At 39.9% G+C, this 15,718-nt stretch carries 15 protein-coding genes; 13 read left to right on the top strand and 2 right to left on the bottom strand.

Features of this window, described 5'->3' with window-relative positions; genetic code table 11:
- The first annotated feature begins 642 nt into the window (after window positions 1-642).
- The 5 genes from KO511_RS10100 to KO511_RS10080 all read left to right on the top strand — a co-directional run bounded on the left by KO511_RS10100 (window position 643) and on the right by KO511_RS10080 (window position 4,079).
- Complete coding sequence (locus KO511_RS10100) at window positions 643-1,062, top strand: rhodanese-like domain-containing protein (protein ID WP_215987314.1); 420 nt, start codon at window positions 643-645, stop codon at window positions 1,060-1,062.
- Between the two features lie 41 nt (window positions 1,063-1,103).
- The gene (locus tag KO511_RS10095; protein WP_215987313.1) at window positions 1,104-1,406 is read left to right on the top strand and encodes a hypothetical protein; all 303 of its coding nucleotides are present in this window, start codon (window positions 1,104-1,106) and stop codon (window positions 1,404-1,406) included.
- Window positions 1,378-2,049 (top strand): hypothetical protein, encoded by a 672-nt coding sequence (locus KO511_RS10090; RefSeq protein ID WP_215987312.1) that lies wholly within the window; start codon window positions 1,378-1,380, stop codon window positions 2,047-2,049. The genes KO511_RS10095 and KO511_RS10090 overlap by 29 nt, the downstream gene beginning before the upstream one ends.
- A 36-nt stretch (window positions 2,050-2,085) precedes the next feature.
- Entirely contained in the window at window positions 2,086-2,955 is an 870-nt protein-coding gene (locus KO511_RS10085) for a methyl-accepting chemotaxis protein (RefSeq protein ID WP_215987311.1), read from the top strand.
- A gap of 83 nt (window positions 2,956-3,038) precedes the next feature.
- Window positions 3,039-4,079 carry an IS481 family transposase gene (locus tag KO511_RS10080; protein ID WP_215987310.1) on the top strand — a complete coding sequence of 347 codons (1,041 nt, stop codon included), beginning with the start codon at window positions 3,039-3,041 and terminating at the stop codon, window positions 4,077-4,079.
- Between the two features lie 52 nt (window positions 4,080-4,131).
- On the opposite strand, the gene KO511_RS10075 is transcribed toward KO511_RS10080, so the two are convergent.
- Window positions 4,132-4,302 carry a hypothetical protein gene (locus tag KO511_RS10075; protein WP_215987309.1) on the bottom strand — a complete coding sequence of 57 codons (171 nt, stop codon included), beginning with the start codon at window positions 4,300-4,302 and terminating at the stop codon, window positions 4,132-4,134.
- Between the two features lie 60 nt (window positions 4,303-4,362).
- On the bottom strand, window positions 4,363-4,554 hold the full coding sequence (locus KO511_RS10070; RefSeq protein WP_215987308.1) for a hypothetical protein: 192 nt from the start codon (window positions 4,552-4,554) through the stop codon (window positions 4,363-4,365).
- 722 nt (window positions 4,555-5,276) lie between these two features.
- Between KO511_RS10070 and KO511_RS10065 the strand changes: the two genes are divergently transcribed.
- From KO511_RS10065 to leuA, 8 genes are all read left to right on the top strand, one after another.
- Complete coding sequence (locus KO511_RS10065) at window positions 5,277-6,284, top strand: TauD/TfdA family dioxygenase (protein WP_215987307.1); 1,008 nt, start codon at window positions 5,277-5,279, stop codon at window positions 6,282-6,284.
- 30 nt (window positions 6,285-6,314) lie between these two features.
- On the top strand, window positions 6,315-7,514 hold the full coding sequence (locus KO511_RS10060; protein ID WP_215987306.1) for a pyridoxal phosphate-dependent aminotransferase: 1,200 nt from the start codon (window positions 6,315-6,317) through the stop codon (window positions 7,512-7,514).
- The gene (locus KO511_RS10055; RefSeq protein ID WP_215987305.1) at window positions 7,511-9,424 is read left to right on the top strand and encodes an FAD/NAD(P)-binding protein; all 1,914 of its coding nucleotides are present in this window, start codon (window positions 7,511-7,513) and stop codon (window positions 9,422-9,424) included. The genes KO511_RS10060 and KO511_RS10055 overlap by 4 nt, the downstream gene beginning before the upstream one ends.
- A 17-nt stretch (window positions 9,425-9,441) precedes the next feature.
- Entirely contained in the window at window positions 9,442-10,035 is a 594-nt protein-coding gene (locus KO511_RS10050; RefSeq protein WP_215987304.1) for a cysteine hydrolase family protein, read from the top strand.
- A gap of 27 nt (window positions 10,036-10,062) precedes the next feature.
- Window positions 10,063-11,358, top strand: a complete 1,296-nt coding sequence (locus KO511_RS10045) for an MFS transporter (RefSeq protein ID WP_215987303.1) — start codon at window positions 10,063-10,065, stop codon at window positions 11,356-11,358.
- Window positions 11,359-11,715: a cupin domain-containing protein gene (locus tag KO511_RS10040; RefSeq protein ID WP_215987302.1), complete on the top strand. Its 357-nt coding sequence runs from the start codon at window positions 11,359-11,361 to the stop codon at window positions 11,713-11,715. It abuts the gene before it with no gap.
- Between the two features lie 75 nt (window positions 11,716-11,790).
- A complete protein-coding gene (locus tag KO511_RS10035) occupies window positions 11,791-13,740 on the top strand; it encodes an aconitase family protein (protein WP_215987301.1) in 1,950 nt (649 codons plus the stop codon).
- Window positions 13,741-13,977: 237 nt separating this feature from the next.
- Entirely contained in the window at window positions 13,978-15,555 is a 1,578-nt protein-coding gene (gene leuA / locus KO511_RS10030) for a 2-isopropylmalate synthase (RefSeq protein ID WP_215987300.1), read from the top strand.
- Window positions 15,556-15,718 lie beyond the last annotated feature (163 nt).

The raw sequence follows: 15,718 nt of genomic DNA, 5'->3' as shown, positions 1-15,718 counted from the left end.
ATTAATCTGCTGTGTGTCCTCGTTAGTCTCAATAAATAAGGACAAAATACAGTTGGTTTTTGTTCCTTCGTTAATCAATGCAAGCAGGTTCGCTACACGTGGCATTTTGTGTTTTCATTGGCTTAAGTGTTTATTGCAAAATAGCTTAGTTTAAGTTGTAGCGTTGCTTACAGTCCTTTTGGTGTGTGCTGAGTTATATGGCGGAGGAAGAGGCTGTAATAGTCAAAATTTACCAATAAGTGACGATGGCACAAATTATGCCCGTTCATTATTTTTCACTAAAACAATGAATTAAGCAGAACTACAATAATGTTCAGATCATCAAATTCCCTATTGACCCACGCTCTCCTGTATCAAAAATGAGATTTTGTCCGTAAATTTGACAAGGAAGAGATCTTGATCCAACTTTAAAAGTATATTTACGCAGTTGTGATCGTCGAATTTCGTAAGCATTGATGATGAAGAAAGACCACTGAGATGCCCAATGGCTACGGGTTCTGATCGGTTTTTCATTGGTGGCAGTAAACATTTAGGACTTGACTCTTTCTTGAAAAGGGGTGAAAGGCAGCAGCGCTAAGACGCGCGCCTCATTAAACACGTTGAACGTCTTTGGAAGTCGAAATTTAGTACGGAGACAATTTAATGACTTTATTTTCACGAACTTTAGCGGTTATCTTTTTCACCTTTCCTCTTACGATTCTGGCGGAGGGAAAGGCGCCGGATTCGATACCAGGCACCACAAAAATCACTGCGGAAGGCTTGATTGATTTGGTCGACGAGATGGACGACTTGGTCATTATTGATAGCCGGATCGAAAAGGACAGAACCGATGGCTTTATCGAAGGCGCGGTTGCCTTGCCTGATGTTGATACAGCGCCCGCTACTTTGGTGCAACACATACCGTCAAAAGCGACGCTGGTCGCCTTCTACTGTAACGGTCCAAAGTGTGGTCGTAGCGTGAAAGCCTCAAAAATTGCTCTTGAAGCCGGATATACGAATGTATATTGGTTTAGAGGAGGATGGGAAGAATGGCGGCAGAAAGGGTTCCCTGCTTCGATGTAGAAACAATGAAACAATGAAACAGGGAATAGGGGAGTGGGCCGATGACGATATCTGTAAGAACGCTAGTTGTGAGTGTGATCAGTGTGTTTGCACTGCTTACTTTAATTGGCTCTCTGGTGACAGCATCATGGTATAAAGAAGAGGCTTTCCGAGCCAAGCTCAAAGTCTCTTCGCGTTTTATCGAAGTGTCGAGTAGAGATTCGATTGTCCACCTATCGGATTTGGGCGGTAAACTTGGCCAAGAACTCAGCAACGATAGAACGTTAAGAAAATTGCACTCCCGAGTGTTGAAAGGTAAAAGCGCAACCCAGCGAATTGTCGAGCAAGCTAAACGAGTCGTTTAATCTTGGTATGCATACATCTGGGGCTATTGACGTGAGGAAAATTAGGGTGTTCGATGCCGATTTAAAGCCTCTTGCATCAAGTACCCAAGGGGGAGCGTTCGGCGCAGAAATGGTTCCTCAGCTCAAAGGCCTGTTAGGTCAACGTCAAGGCGCCGAAAAACTCAAATCCTACACCTTTTTTTGGAACAACAAGAACCAAGCCCATTTCTCGGTCGTATTCCCGATTGGCGGCCTCAGGGCGAAAGGATATGGGGAAATCATTCTGAATCCAATACACAACCTCAAAGGTATAGAAACCCTGTTGAACAGCTCGATTCAACTCACGCCAAATCAAGGCGATGTGGTGTATCGGTCTGCTGATTGGCCCGATGATTTGTCCTTGTTTAGTGTTGCCCAGTATGCGGTGAGCAATAAGGCGGGCGATGAGGTATTATCGATTCGAGCAGCCTTTGATAGCAGTGAACTGATCAATGAAATGAACATGACACGAAACATTGTCTTGTTTGGTTTTTCCGGATTGGCAGGGGTGTTTGTGGTAGGTTCATTGGCTTTTTTGAATCGAATGCTCTTCCAGCCTTTGCAGGATATGGTTCAAGATCTTGAGCAAGTGTCTAAGGGTAACCTGAAAGTCGAGATTCACTAAGAAGGCGTTAAGGAAGCCAAACTGTTGGGTAGGACATTGGGCTCGCTCATTCAGATACTCGTCAACAACATCTCCCTGATTAAAGACAATGCCGACAAGCTCTCGGTCTCGTCGAGCGCATTATTGGCGTCGACAAAAGTGTCGAAAAATGGCACGGTTGAGCAGCAAGGACAAACGACGATGGTGGCGACGGCCGTCGATGAGATGAATGCGACGGTTCAAGAAATTGCGGCGAAAACCGAAAGTGCATCGAGCTCGGCGCAAGAATCGTTGCAGAAATGTAAAGCGGGTGCGGAAAATGTCAACCGAGTGGTGGATTCGGTCCATCTTTTGTCACAGAGTATTTTGTCTTCCGAGCAAGAAATCAAGAAACTCAGTGAAGAAACGCAAGACATCAGTTCCATCTTGGATGCGATCTCAGGCATCTCGGATCAAACCAATTTGCTCGCGCTCAATGCGGCGATAGAGGCGGCCCGTGCCGGTGAAGCAGGTCGTGGATTTGCTGTTGTAGCAGATGAGGTACGCACCTTGGCCAATTCGACCAGTGACGCTGCCAATGACATTCGTACCCGCGTAGAAAAATTGCAGAACGGAGCAAAGAGTGCCGTAGAATCGATGAGCCTAAGTCGTAGCCAGACTGAAAAGGCTGTCGAGCAGAGCGAGCAGACAGGGGTTGCGATTGAAGAGGTCGCGGAGAGCTTGTCGATGATGAGTGACATCAATATGCAGATCGCTACTGCCGCTGAGCAGCAAACCGCCGTTGTTGGAGAAATCAACCAAAGTATTGTCAGCATTAAGGATTTTAGTGACAGTAACTTAAACACCGCTGATGTCACGACCACCAAAGGAGAAGAACTGGTTGGGATTGCTGAACAATTAAGATGTATTAGTTCAGACAAGATCTGACACATCTTCTTGAAAAGTTGAGAGTTACCCGTTTTGATAAAGGTGATGAACTTTAAATCAAAACAAACAAAGAGGTAACTCTCATGCTTCATACTAACAATCCGATCATCAAACACAAAGCAGGTTTACTCAATTTAGCAGAAGAGCTAGGTAACGTTTCTAGAGCGTGTAAAGTCATGGGCGTATCAAGAGATACGTTTTATCGTTATCAAGAGCTCGTCAACGATGGAGGCATTGATGCCCTAATCGATAAAAACCGTAGAGCACCTAACATTAAGAATCGAGTCGACGAAGCCACCGAACAAGCAGTCGTGGAATATGCTGTTTCTCAACCAGCTCATGGTCAACATAGAACCAGCAATGAACTGCGTAAACAAGGTATCTTCGTTTCAGGCAGTGGTGTACGTTCAATTTGGTTACGACATGATCTAGAAAACTTTAAGAAACGGCTAAAAGCACTCGAAGCCAAGGTTGCTACTGACGGTATTATCTTAACGGATGCCCAAATCTCCGCCCTTGAGAAAAAGAAACATGATGATGAAGCCTGTGGTGAAATTGATACTGCGCACCCCGGATACCTTGGTTCACAAGACACGTTTTATGTAGGTAATCTCAAAGGTGTTAGGCGCATTTATCAGCAAACCTTCGTTGACACTTACAGCAAAGTGGCCTTTGCCAAGCTTTATACGACTAAAACCCCCATCACAGCAGCTGATATATTAAACGATAAGGTGCTGCCATTCTTCGAGCAGCATGAGCTTCCTATGTTGAGAATATTGACTGACCGTGGCACTGAATATTGTGGTCGAATAGATCATCATGATTATCAGCTATATTTGGCAATTAACGATATTGATCATACAAAGACAAAAGCGATGTCACCTCAGACAAATGGTATCTGTGAGCGGTTCCATAAGACAATTTTAAATGAGTTCTATCAAATCACTTTTAGGAAAAAGCTCTATGCTGATATGGATGAATTCCAAAAAGATCTGGACGAATGGATAGATTACTACAACAATGAACGCACTCATCAAGGTAAAATGTGCTGCGGTCGAACACCACAAGAAACATTAATTGATGGTAAATCGATTTGGTCTGAAAAGAATTTAGCTCAAATCTAAGCTAACAAAACACCGTTAAAAAACGGGTAACTGTCAGATCAAGTCTGAGCTACTACAAATAAACAACAAAATTACTTACTAGCTCGCTGTACACTCCCAAGTTAAAAAGCACCATGTTTGCAAACAAAATCGCTATTCTAAATCGTGCAAAGCGCTTTTGCTTCCCTTTTATCGCTTCAATAAGAACAACCACCATCAAAATTGATGTAATTAAGTGCGTCATATATTCACCCTACCTTTCTAGCTGAATGCCAGTAAGCCATGTCCCTTTCCCTTAATGCGCCTAAATATGCGTAGTAGACAAACGCTTTTCTGCTTCGTTTGCACATTTCAAAAGTTCTGCTTCAGCGTCGAATTTAGGATTTTTCTTCTTCTCGGCTTTCACATAGTCAACGCAAGTGTCAAGAATCATCCAACGGTCAATGACATCTTGAGCTGTTCGATATTCACTCGCTATAGCAGTATTTGCAGTCACAGCTGCAAAGACTGCTACTAGTATATTTTTAACCACAAACTTTACCCTCGTTATTTGGTTAGTGGGATAAGTTCAGCACGAAAAGGCCTTTCAACTTGAATCAGCTTGTCTTTGAAAGCAGGGGCAAGACTCATAAATTGACGGTTGAAATACTGTTCGACAACTGGCGACCAGTACAGTTTAGAGATTTAGACATGAGATTACAGACTTAATTGAATTTAGCCGATCAGATCGTAAGTTTTATGTTTAGTTCCCGCGATTTACGCAACAAAGCCACCTAGGGGGCAGAAACAATTAAGTTGTCGTCTGCATATACATTACTGTGCGTATTTTCATTGATATTAAGTTCATTTCAATTGGATTATTATGTTGTGAATTTGTAAAAAAAACTCAAATGCTTTAATTTTTTGTTTGTTTTTTAGTGGTATATGTTGATTTTTTTTATTTTGATAAATTTATAAAATGATCAGTAGAAATATTTACAAACATCCTGTTACAATTGGTTACAGTTACTTACAACTGATTGCAATTAGTCTTACTGCATATAACTAATTGCATAAAAATTGATTGCCTTTATATGTGGATAACTAATTTATATCAGTGATATTTTCACTTAAATACTGAATGTATTCATCGCGACAGGAAAGGTTTACTCTTTCTGATTCTTACTCGTGAGTTTATGTTTATTTTCAATCTGTTTACTAATTAGAATAAGGTTGGTTATGAAGCCGTTTTACTCATTTTCAGACGATGAGAATAAGATTTTATTTGATACTTTGAATATGATTTCCGTCAGTCCATATGAGTCTTACCCAGACTTTAAAAAAGAAATTCAATCGATGGTCAATAATAATTTTATTCCTGAATTTTATGTGGATGTTTGTAAAAGGATATTGAATGAACGTAAAAGTGGGGTTAGTGAAGTTCACGCCCTAAGAAATTGTCCGATTGACGATGAAATTCCGTTATTAGATCTAGACGACCCTGTTAAAGATAAGTATCTGAAAAAAAAGACATTCATTTCTGAATCGCTTCTAGAACTAACAGCAATTTTAACCGAGACACCACTTCTGTCATATTATGATCGAAATGATGGGTGCTTCTTCACCGATGTAATTGCTCGTAACAAATATAAGGGAAAACTGACAGGTTATAGTGACAGTGAGCTGGTTTATCACAATGATAGAACCGCTCATAAGGTGAGGGCGGATTATGTGACATTACTTGGTCTCCGATGCCCTGAAGGTGAAGTTACATATACAGGATTTGTTCATTACAAAGAAATTTTTTCCTTACTACCTGAAGAAACAATTGAAATTTTAAAGAAAAATTACTTTGTAACAGACTTCGATGTTTTTTCGAGAGAAACAAATAATAAAAATACAGTTTCAGAAAAGCACCCTATAATATTGAGTGATCATTCAATAAGATATATGGATACATTGACTTTTGTTGCTTCAGACAGCCCTGAAGAAGCAAAGGATGCATTGATATCTTTTATTCATGCCCTAACACGCTCTATTAAAGTTAAGCATCGAATTTCTGAAGGTGATTTACTGATATTTTCAAACCAATATGGTTTGCATAGCCGTGAAAAATTTGAAGTCAATGAAGATGAGTCTGTCAGTACTAGGTGGCTGCAGAAGACTTATGCATTTAAAAATAAATCCGTCGCAGATAAGTTTTCAGAGCATTGGGTTAACAACACTTATGGTCTTGTTGCTGATTAATAATTTTTTAACTTGATATAAAGGGATAAAATGAGTGTCAACTTATCGAGTCGTGTTTATTCGATCCAAAGATCAGCTACTTATGAAATATTGGATAGAGTTCGATTTTTAAAATCTGAAGGGAATGATATTTTAGATTTTGGTGGTGGTGAACCTAACTTTTCTACCCCTGAAAATATTTGTAATAAAGCAATAGAGTATATTCTCGATGGAGATACGCATTATACGCCAAGTCGTGGAAAGAAAGAGCTTTTGGATTCTATTTCAAAAAAATTATTTGAAGAAAATCAAGTTCAAGTTAACCCAGATAAAGAGGTAATAGTCACACCATCGGCAAAACATGCTTTATTTATTACGCTAATGGCAGCTTTAGATAGTGATGATGAGATCATCATTCCAACACCAAGCTGGGTAAGCTATCAGGAAATGGCTCGAATGGTTGGTGCAGTGCCCGTATCATTGCCATTGAGTCAGTCAAATAAATTCAAGATTACCTTAGATGGATTAGAAGAAAAATATAGCGAAAAGACGAAAGCTATTTTAATAAATAATCCCAATAATCCGATGGGTAAGATGCTCACTGAAAAAGAAATTGACGATATTATTTCTTTTTCAGTGGATAAAAATATTATCCTAATTGTCGATGAGATCTATGAAAAAGTTATTTATGATGACCATCAACATTTCAGTGTTGCTGCTTTCCCAGGAGCTATTGAAAGAACGATAACTATTAATGGATTTTCGAAGGCCTACGCAATGACAGGGTGGCGGCTTGGTTATGTTGTTGGTCCTGAAGCCATGATTTCAGAAATTTTGAAAATCCAGCAGCATACGGTGGGCTGTGCTGGTTCATTTGTTCAACAGGCGGGGATTGAAGCATTAAACGGCGATCAAACAAAAATCCATGAAATGCTGGAAGAGTATCAGGCACGTCGGAAATTGATTGTTGAAGGGCTCAATGAAATTCCGGGAATAAAATGTGATTATCCGGATGGTGCGCTGTATGTATTTGCAAATATTGAAGGAGTTCAGATTGGAAACTCAGCAGAGTTTTCACATTGGCTATTGAACACGGCTGGAGTGGCGGTGACGCCAGGCATCGCTTTTGGTGAAGGGGGAGAAGGATATGTTCGTCTTTCATTTGCAACATCTCGTGATGTTATCAGCCAGGCATTAGAGCGAATTCGCCTAGCAATTGAAGCACTACAATCTGGAGGAGTGTATTCATGAAATCGCAAGAGAAATGTTTAAAGATAGGGATTGTAGGTACGGGTCCCAGAGGTTTATCCATTCTGGAGCGTCTCGCAGCACGACTGAACGCAGACTCTGTAGGTCCAGTGAAAATTTACCTGATTGATAATTTTGAAGTTGGTTGCGGCCGCATTTGGCGGACAACGCAGGCAGAACATTATCTCATGAATACACCGGCCAATGAGGTTTCCGCATTTTCTGGGCAGTTAGTACAGGGAGAAGCTCGTCCAGGTGCTGGCCCATCACTTGAGGAGTGGTGGGAAAAGACACAAGAGGATTATCCTGGCCCAAAAAGTTATGCTTCGCGCAGACTCTATGGCCACTATATGAAATTTGTTCTTCAGTCAATTGAAAATAGCTTTAGTAATGATGTTGAACTGATTCAGATAAAGGGTGAAGTGACTCAGTTGCTCAGAGAAGAAAGTTGTTATGAATTAGTGCTGAAATCTGGGGGGAATATTGTTGTTGACTCAGTTGTATTAACGACGGGGCATGCTTTACCTCAACTGACAGGAAAAGCGCTTGATCTATCTTCTTTTTCACTCGTGCGGGGTGGATTGAAATATATTCAAGGTGACTCTGCTGCTGATATGAAGTTAGATCGCGTTTCTGAAAAAGAGAACGTAGGAATTATTGGGCTGGGGCTATCTTTTTATGATGTAATGGCTGAATTTACAATCGGCCGGGGTGGTAAATTTGTAGAAAATAGTGACGGGACTTATGACTATGTACGATCTGGTCGTGAACCCCAAATCATTGCCGGATCCAGAAGTGGAGTTCCTATTCCATCTCGTGGTTTGAACCAAAAAGATGGAAATCACCGCTACCAGCCGAAATTTTTCACGTCTGAGTGGGCGGAAACACTCAGAAGCAAAGGGAAAATAAACTTTGTACAGGATGTGCTACCTGTATTGATGGCGGAAGTACATTTCGTTTACTTCTTTACAGCGATACGTTTACATCGTGGCGAGCAGTCTGCACAGGCGTTTCAGGATTCTATTATTGCAAATCAATCGATGACTTTCTCAGACATTTCTTTGACTGCAAAAAGATTTGGCATTGAAGATTTACCTGAGCTAGATATCGAGGCGCTTGCAAGGCCTTTTCATAATCAGAAATTCTCAAGTGCTGAACAGTTTCATGATTCATTGCTGAGTTATTTGACTGATGACATTTTTAATGCTGAACAAGGCAACGTAAACTCAACATTGAAAGCCGCGCTCGATACCATTCGTGATACCCGATCTGTCGTCATGATTCTTGTAAACTTTGGTGGGTTGACGCCAGAATCACACGAACATGAATTTTTAAATTGGTATGTCCCAAGAAGTATGTTCTTAACAGCAGGGCCACCTCTGGAAAGGACGAAGCAATTTATTGCATTGGTGAAGGCTGGTGTTTTGAAAATACTTGGTCCTAATATGCAGATACAAGGCGACATTGAAAGTGGAAAATTCTTGATGAAGTCTGATTCTGTAGAGGATACGGCGTATTATGCAGACACAGTTATTGATGCAAGAATTCCAACGACAAATATCACAATGGATAGATCTGAATTAACTCAGAATCTAATCCAGAATGATATTTGGAATAATTATATTAATGAAGGGGAGAGCAGCTTTTTTGTTACGGGGGGAGTTTCTGTTTCTTCTGCACCATTCAATCCAGTCAATAAAAATAATCAGCGGATCAAAGACGTGTATGTAATTGGTATCCCGACAGAACATACTCGCTGGCTAATGCAAGCTGGTAGCAGCAGGCCGGGCTTCTGGACAGATTTCTTTAGAGATGCTGATGCTATTTCTGAGAATATTTTATCCAGACATATAGAGAAAATAGCAGTTAAACCGGTGTTTGATCGAGAAGTAGATTCTGTACTGGAAATTTAATTACCTGAGTGTTTGATATGATGATGAAGCGTGGCCAGGCCTTATTAGTCCTGGATATTATTAATGAAATTGTTCATCCTGATGGTGTTTATGCCAAAGAAGGTTATTTTGAGCAAGTAGAGAATAACGGTGTTATTGAGAACACCAAAAAACTGATACATGCAGCACGAGAAAAAGACATTCCAATTATTTATGTTGTTGTTGGTTTTTCAGAAAATTATGTTGAGTGTCCTGAATCATCAACTGTATTCTCATTAGCAAAACGACACAATTTATTAAAACTGAATACATGGGGAACGCAAATATTCCCTGAAATTGCGCCTCAGGAAAATGATATTATTCTTGTAAAGAACAGAGTGAGTCCATTTTATCAGACAAATCTTGATTTAATCCTGAAACAGTTAGATGTTGATTCACTTTTGCTGACTGGCGTATCGACAGAGTATGTTATTTTATCAACTGCTGCCGAAGCACATGATCGGGATTACATCAGTTTTGTATTTGAAGATGCGACCGCCGCAGTGGATGAGGAAACGCATCAAGCAGCACTAAAGCTTTTAACTCGAAAATCTACAGTACTAACTGTGGAGAAGTTTTTGACCTCTGAATAGTCAGAATATTTAAATAGGCTTATTTTTATGGAACCAACTAGAAATTATGCATCAAATCACTCCCATCGTTGGAGAGTGCTGTTCGTAGGGATTGCTGCAAATATCAGCTTTTCAATGGTTGTTGGGGGGATTCCTGCCAGTGCTGTTTTTATGAGGGCAGGCTATGAGTTGTCGACGATTCATTTAGGTTGGGTCATGTCAATGATTGGTCTTGGCGCCGCCGTGAGTGAGTTGCCATGGGGCCTTCTTACTGACCGTCTGGGTGACCGCGCTGTTCTGGTCATCGGTCTTCTTTCAACTTCTGTAATCCTGATTTTTATGACATTTTTCGTCGTACCCACAGAGGACTTTATTCCGGATTTGCCCTTACTTGCAACAAGTGTGTTGTTCATTGGCTTGCTGGGGAGCTGTGTGAATGGTGCAAGCGGGCGTGCGATCATGTCCTGGTTCCAGGAGGGGGAACGAGGATTTGCAATGAGCCTCAGACAATCTGCCGTTCCAGCCGGATACGGTATTGGTGCGTTGTTGTTTCCTTTTTTGGCCCTTAATTATGGTTTTGATGCTATTTATGGATTTTCTGCTGTTCTTTGTATTATATGTGCCCTTTACTCTTGGCGCTGGCTGTACCAACCGATAAGTGAAAAGCAGACATCAAGTAAAACTCATGTTCATGCGGCGACACAGACTCAGAAAATCACGAGTCCTCTGAAGCGAATAAGCGTATGGCGCATTGTTTTCGCTATAGGCATTTTTTGTGCCCCTCAGTTCGCCATTATTACTTTTGCGACTGTATTTCTAAATGACTTTGGAAAAGTTGGTGTCGCGGTTATTTCTACTTGTCTTGCTGTTATTCAGGTGGGTGCGATAGTTTCACGTATCTGGGCAGGTCGATGGACTGACAAACGTAAGAATCGAAGAGAGTTTTTACGGACATGTTGTTTGCTGAGTCTAGCGTCATTCTTGTTGCTTGCACTTGAAGTGGCGCTTCTTCCTCAGGATTCGGTATCTCAACCGCTTATCATGATTAGTTTGGTTGCCCTCATTACAATTTCGGGAATTTTTGTTTCTGCTTGGCATGGTGTTGCTTATACAGAACTTGCAATTATTGCTGGTGTTGAACGCACAGGAACAGCATTGGCAATGGGAAATACTGTTGTGTATGGCATTTTTTGTGTCACACCACTCGTGATTCCCGCTCTGCTTACTCTACATGGCTGGGATATGGTTTGGCTGGCTTCGGGATTGAGCGCATTAATGTCTCTTTACTTGTTTCCAAAACCCATTAAACAAACATTTATTACGAATGAAAACAGGAATTTCTAAATGAAAATGCCATCTGTAGTTAACTTTGATGAACTGATTAAAAATCCAGAAATAATCAATTGGGAAGCGCACAATACCCTTGGACGTAATGGCGCCAGAATAGCAACTTTATATCACTGTGAAAAGACGGCTCAGAAAATATCAATTGTGCAGTGCCAGCCAGGTGCAAGAGCTGATTGCCATATCCATGATGGACATGAAACCTTTTTGATCTTAGATGGCTGTTTTACTGATGATTTTGGTACTTATAGAAAAGGCGATTTTGTAATCTATGAACCCGGAAGTAAGCATGCCTGGTCGTCTGATGAGGGCGCTCTTATTTGTGCTATCTGGGGAGGAAAGACACGCGCCGAATGATTTAAATATATAATAATTAAAATATTTCGCTAATTATTTAGTGGAAAAAAACTAATTTTGACAGAGGGTATTTTCGTGTTATCACTGAAACCAAACGTATTATTTCTGACCCAAGATCCGAATAAGATAGAAAGCCAGTTAGCAGGAGAGAAATTTACGCTGGATATGGCAGGTACACTAAGAGATGATATTTCAACAGACGAGATTACACCAATCCCTTCATTATCTTATTATGATAGTGTTTTAGGTGAGTATCCTTATACAGGCTTAAAATGTGGAAATACATTACCAATTGGCCAAGGAGCAGTAAAAAAGTCTGGCATAGAAGTGATTGTTGCTGGTTACCGTTATGGTAAAGGATCTTCGAGAGAGCATAGTCCTGCCGCAGAGAAATATGCAGGTGTAAAAATTGTTTTTGCAAAAAGCTTTGAGAGGATTTATCGGCAGAATGCAGATAATCTCGGACTGTTAACCTCGACTGACTTTTCATTACTTGAAAGGGTCATGAAAGGCGAAGTCGTACAGATTGAGGATTTTGTTCAGGATCGTGATGAATTGTCTGCAAAGATTATCCAGATGGGGGGATTATTAAAGTTTGGAAAACAATGCCTTTCAGCTGAGAATATACTATCGACTGTAGGTCACGCAGATATAAAATCGCCCCAAACACTTTTTCAGAAAATTATTCAAAGGAATTTGGTACCTACGAAAGATACAGGTGTAGATGTTTCTATCAACAAAGGTGTTTTTGTTCATGCTCATTGGCGATTTTTTCATGAATACTATACCGGTATGTGTTCAAGCCTACTTAATGAAGTTTTCCCCGACACACTTTATCTGTATGAAAAGGAAAGCATTGTTGCTTTTGAAGACCACCTGTCTTACATGCATAAAAGTGTCATACATATGACCAATGGATTGGTCGATAAGCTTCAGGGATTGTCAGCTGTTCATCGTGAATTTACCGAAAAGCATGGTTTGATTTCACATGGATATCTAAAAAACTCGGAGGGTTCTGAAGGTATATCACACGCCATTATGGCTGAGCGATATGCACTACCTGGCCAGATTGTTGCGGGCACAGATTCTCATACTTGTCATAGTGGTGCCTTGGGCTGTGTTGCGTTTGGTGTTGGCTCTACCGAAATGGCCAATTGTCTTGTTACAGGGATGATTCGTTTAACCATGCCAGAATCAATTTTGATTGAATTAAACGGTGAGTTGCAGCCGGGTGTTTCAGCGAAAGATATAGCATTATATCTTCTTGCTTTGCCAGATATTAAAGGTGGTGTTGGTGTAGGCAAAGTTTTTGAATTCCGTGGTGATGTTATATCAGCACTGTCAATTGACGAACGGGCAACTTTGACAAATATGTGCGCTGAACTGGGCGGATTCACTGGGCTTGTTGCACCCGATGCAAAAACGGTTCGATTCTTAAAAGAACGTCGGGGTGTTGATTTCACGATAGATCCATGGATGACCAGTGATCCGAACGCATACTATACTGCTAATTTTGATATTGACTGTAGCCTGATTCAGCCGATGCTTGCATCACCAGGTGATCCCGGGAATGGGATCAGCATTGATTCTTTCTCTGAGCTGGTTGAAATAGATATTGCCTATGGCGGTTCTTGTACTGCAGGTAAGCGTGAAGATTTTGACGCATACCACCATGTGCTGTCTTGGGCTGTTTATCGGGGCATGAAGTTGCCAGACCGTGTTACTTTGTATTTACAGTTCGGTACCGTTGATGTCCGGGATTACTGCCTTGAACAAGGTTATTTGGATACCTTCCAAGAGATTGGTGCTGTTTTATTAGAACCTGCATGTGGCGCATGCGCTAACTGTGGCCCTGGATCTTCCACAGATTCATCACAAGTTACGATCAGTGCCACTAACAGGAATTTTCCTGGCCGCTCTGGTCCTGGTTCTGTATGGCTGGCGAGTCCGGAGACTGTTGCTGCCAGCGCCATAGCAGGCAGAATTATATCTTTTCAAGATCTAAAACAATCAAGTCCTTTATAAAAAGATTTGAAATCGAAGATAACTGTTCCTTTTAATATTTTATTTTAAATAAAAGGAACTTTTTTGAGTTATTTATAGTGAAATATAAAATCATAAAAAGTTAAATTTCTGATCGAGTAAATTATTTATAAACAAATTAAATCGAAGATGACTGTTCCTTTGGATGTTTTGGTAAAATAAATCAAAGGAATGTTTTGAGCTTTTAATGACTAAATATATAAAGTTGGGAAAAGGGAAATGTCTGACCAAATTATTATATTCGATACAACATTACGTGATGGTGAACAGGCCCTTACATCAAGTTTGTCAGTGAATGAAAAAATGCAAATAGCCTTGGCACTTGAACGGCTTGGCGTTGATGTGATGGAAGTGGGTTTTCCTGTTTCATCACCTGGTGATTTCAAATCTGTACAGATGATTGCTAAACAGATTAAAGATAGTAAAGTTTGTGCGCTTGCGCGTGCTTTAAAGAATGATATTGATGCTGCTGGACAAGCATTGAAAGTCGCTAATGAATTTAGGATACATACTTTTATATCAACTTCGAAAATTCATATTGAACATAAATTACGGAGTGATTTTGATAGTGTTTTAAAAAAAGCTGTTAGTTCTATTCAACATGCCAGAAAATATACTGATGATGTGGAATTTTCATGTGAAGATGCAGGGCGTACACCGATTGATAATTTGTGCCGCATGGTAGAGTCTGCCATCTCAGCAGGTGCAAAAACTATTAACATTCCTGATACTGTTGGTTACACTGTTCCAGATGAATATAGCATGATTATTCAGAACTTATTTAATCGTGTACCAAACATTGATAATGCTATCATTTCTGTACATTGCCATAATGATTTGGGATTGGCTGTAGCTAATTCTCTTTCAGCGATTCAAAGTGGTGCACGTCAAATCGAATGTACGATGAATGGCATTGGAGAGCGAGCTGGAAATTGCTCTTTAGAAGAAATAGCAATGGTTTTAAAAAACAAGGAAAATTCTCTGGGGTTCTTAACCAATATCAAATCAAAAGAGATTCATCGTACAAGTCAGATAGTTAGTCAGTTATGTGATATGCCTGTACAACCCAATAAAGCGATTGTTGGTGCAAATGCCTTTTCCCACTCATCAGGTATTCATCAGGATGGTATTCTCAAAGGAAAAAATACGTATGAGATTATAACGCCCGAAAGCGTCGGGTTAAATAAAAATAATCTCAACCTGACTTCTCGATCAGGGCGACATGTGATCAAACATCGTTTGACTGAAATGGGGTACACTGAAGACGATTATAACCTAGAAGATATCTATCAAAAATTTATAGATTTAGCTGATATTAAAGGCCAAGTATATGATTATGATCTTGAGGCATTAGTGTTTCATGACAATATGCATAGTGAAGTCGCCGAACCTTACAAATTTGACACTTTAAGTGTTATGACAGAATCTGATGAACGAACTAAAGCAACAGTAAACCTTACAGTTACAAGGGCTGGTAATGAAAGTAACGACAAGATCTCTCAAACAGCCACTGGTGATGGTCCTGTAAATGCTGTATTTGAGTGCATGAAACAAGCTTGTGGTTATGAGTTTGAAATAGATTATTATAATGTGACGACAAAGAGAAAAGGCATTTCAACTTATAACCAGGTAAATATTATTGTCAATTATCATGGCCGTAAACTTTATGGTACCGGTCTGAGTTTAGACGTTGTTAATGCATCAGTCCTGTCGATGGTGCAGGTCATGAATAGTATCTATTTATTGCAAAAAATATATGAACTAAGGAAAGGTAAGTATATCTTTAGGTGTGCTTAATTAATTTTTTTGATACCATGTAGATATTAAAGTATATAATTAAATATTGATTTCACTGTATTTAAAGTTTTTAGAAAGACTTTCAATTATTTCAATTATTTTAATATGCTATTGTTCAAATAAATTAGTGTAGTTTTAATTTAAATATCTATCCTATTAGGTA

It is taken from the genome of Vibrio hepatarius (genome assembly GCF_018860525.1).
GTDB lineage: Bacteria > Pseudomonadota > Gammaproteobacteria > Enterobacterales > Vibrionaceae > Vibrio > Vibrio hepatarius_B.
This window is presented reverse-complemented; position numbering and strand designations above follow the sequence as displayed.

Coding starts and splice junctions, on each gene's coding strand:
- KO511_RS10080 (WP_215987310.1), top strand. CDS start 3,039: ATGCTTCATACTAACAATCCGATCATCAAACACAAAGCAGGTTTACTC.
- KO511_RS10075 (WP_215987309.1), bottom strand. CDS start 4,302: ATGACGCACTTAATTACATCAATTTTGATGGTGGTTGTTCTTATTGAA.
- leuA (WP_215987300.1), top strand. CDS start 13,978: ATGTCTGACCAAATTATTATATTCGATACAACATTACGTGATGGTGAA.
- KO511_RS10065 (WP_215987307.1), top strand. CDS start 5,277: ATGAAGCCGTTTTACTCATTTTCAGACGATGAGAATAAGATTTTATTT.
- KO511_RS10060 (WP_215987306.1), top strand. CDS start 6,315: ATGAGTGTCAACTTATCGAGTCGTGTTTATTCGATCCAAAGATCAGCT.
- KO511_RS10045 (WP_215987303.1), top strand. CDS start 10,063: ATGGAACCAACTAGAAATTATGCATCAAATCACTCCCATCGTTGGAGA.
- KO511_RS10040 (WP_215987302.1), top strand. CDS start 11,359: ATGAAAATGCCATCTGTAGTTAACTTTGATGAACTGATTAAAAATCCA.
- KO511_RS10055 (WP_215987305.1), top strand. CDS start 7,511: ATGAAATCGCAAGAGAAATGTTTAAAGATAGGGATTGTAGGTACGGGT.
- KO511_RS10050 (WP_215987304.1), top strand. CDS start 9,442: ATGATGATGAAGCGTGGCCAGGCCTTATTAGTCCTGGATATTATTAAT.
- KO511_RS10100 (WP_215987314.1), top strand. CDS start 643: ATGACTTTATTTTCACGAACTTTAGCGGTTATCTTTTTCACCTTTCCT.
- KO511_RS10095 (WP_215987313.1), top strand. CDS start 1,104: ATGACGATATCTGTAAGAACGCTAGTTGTGAGTGTGATCAGTGTGTTT.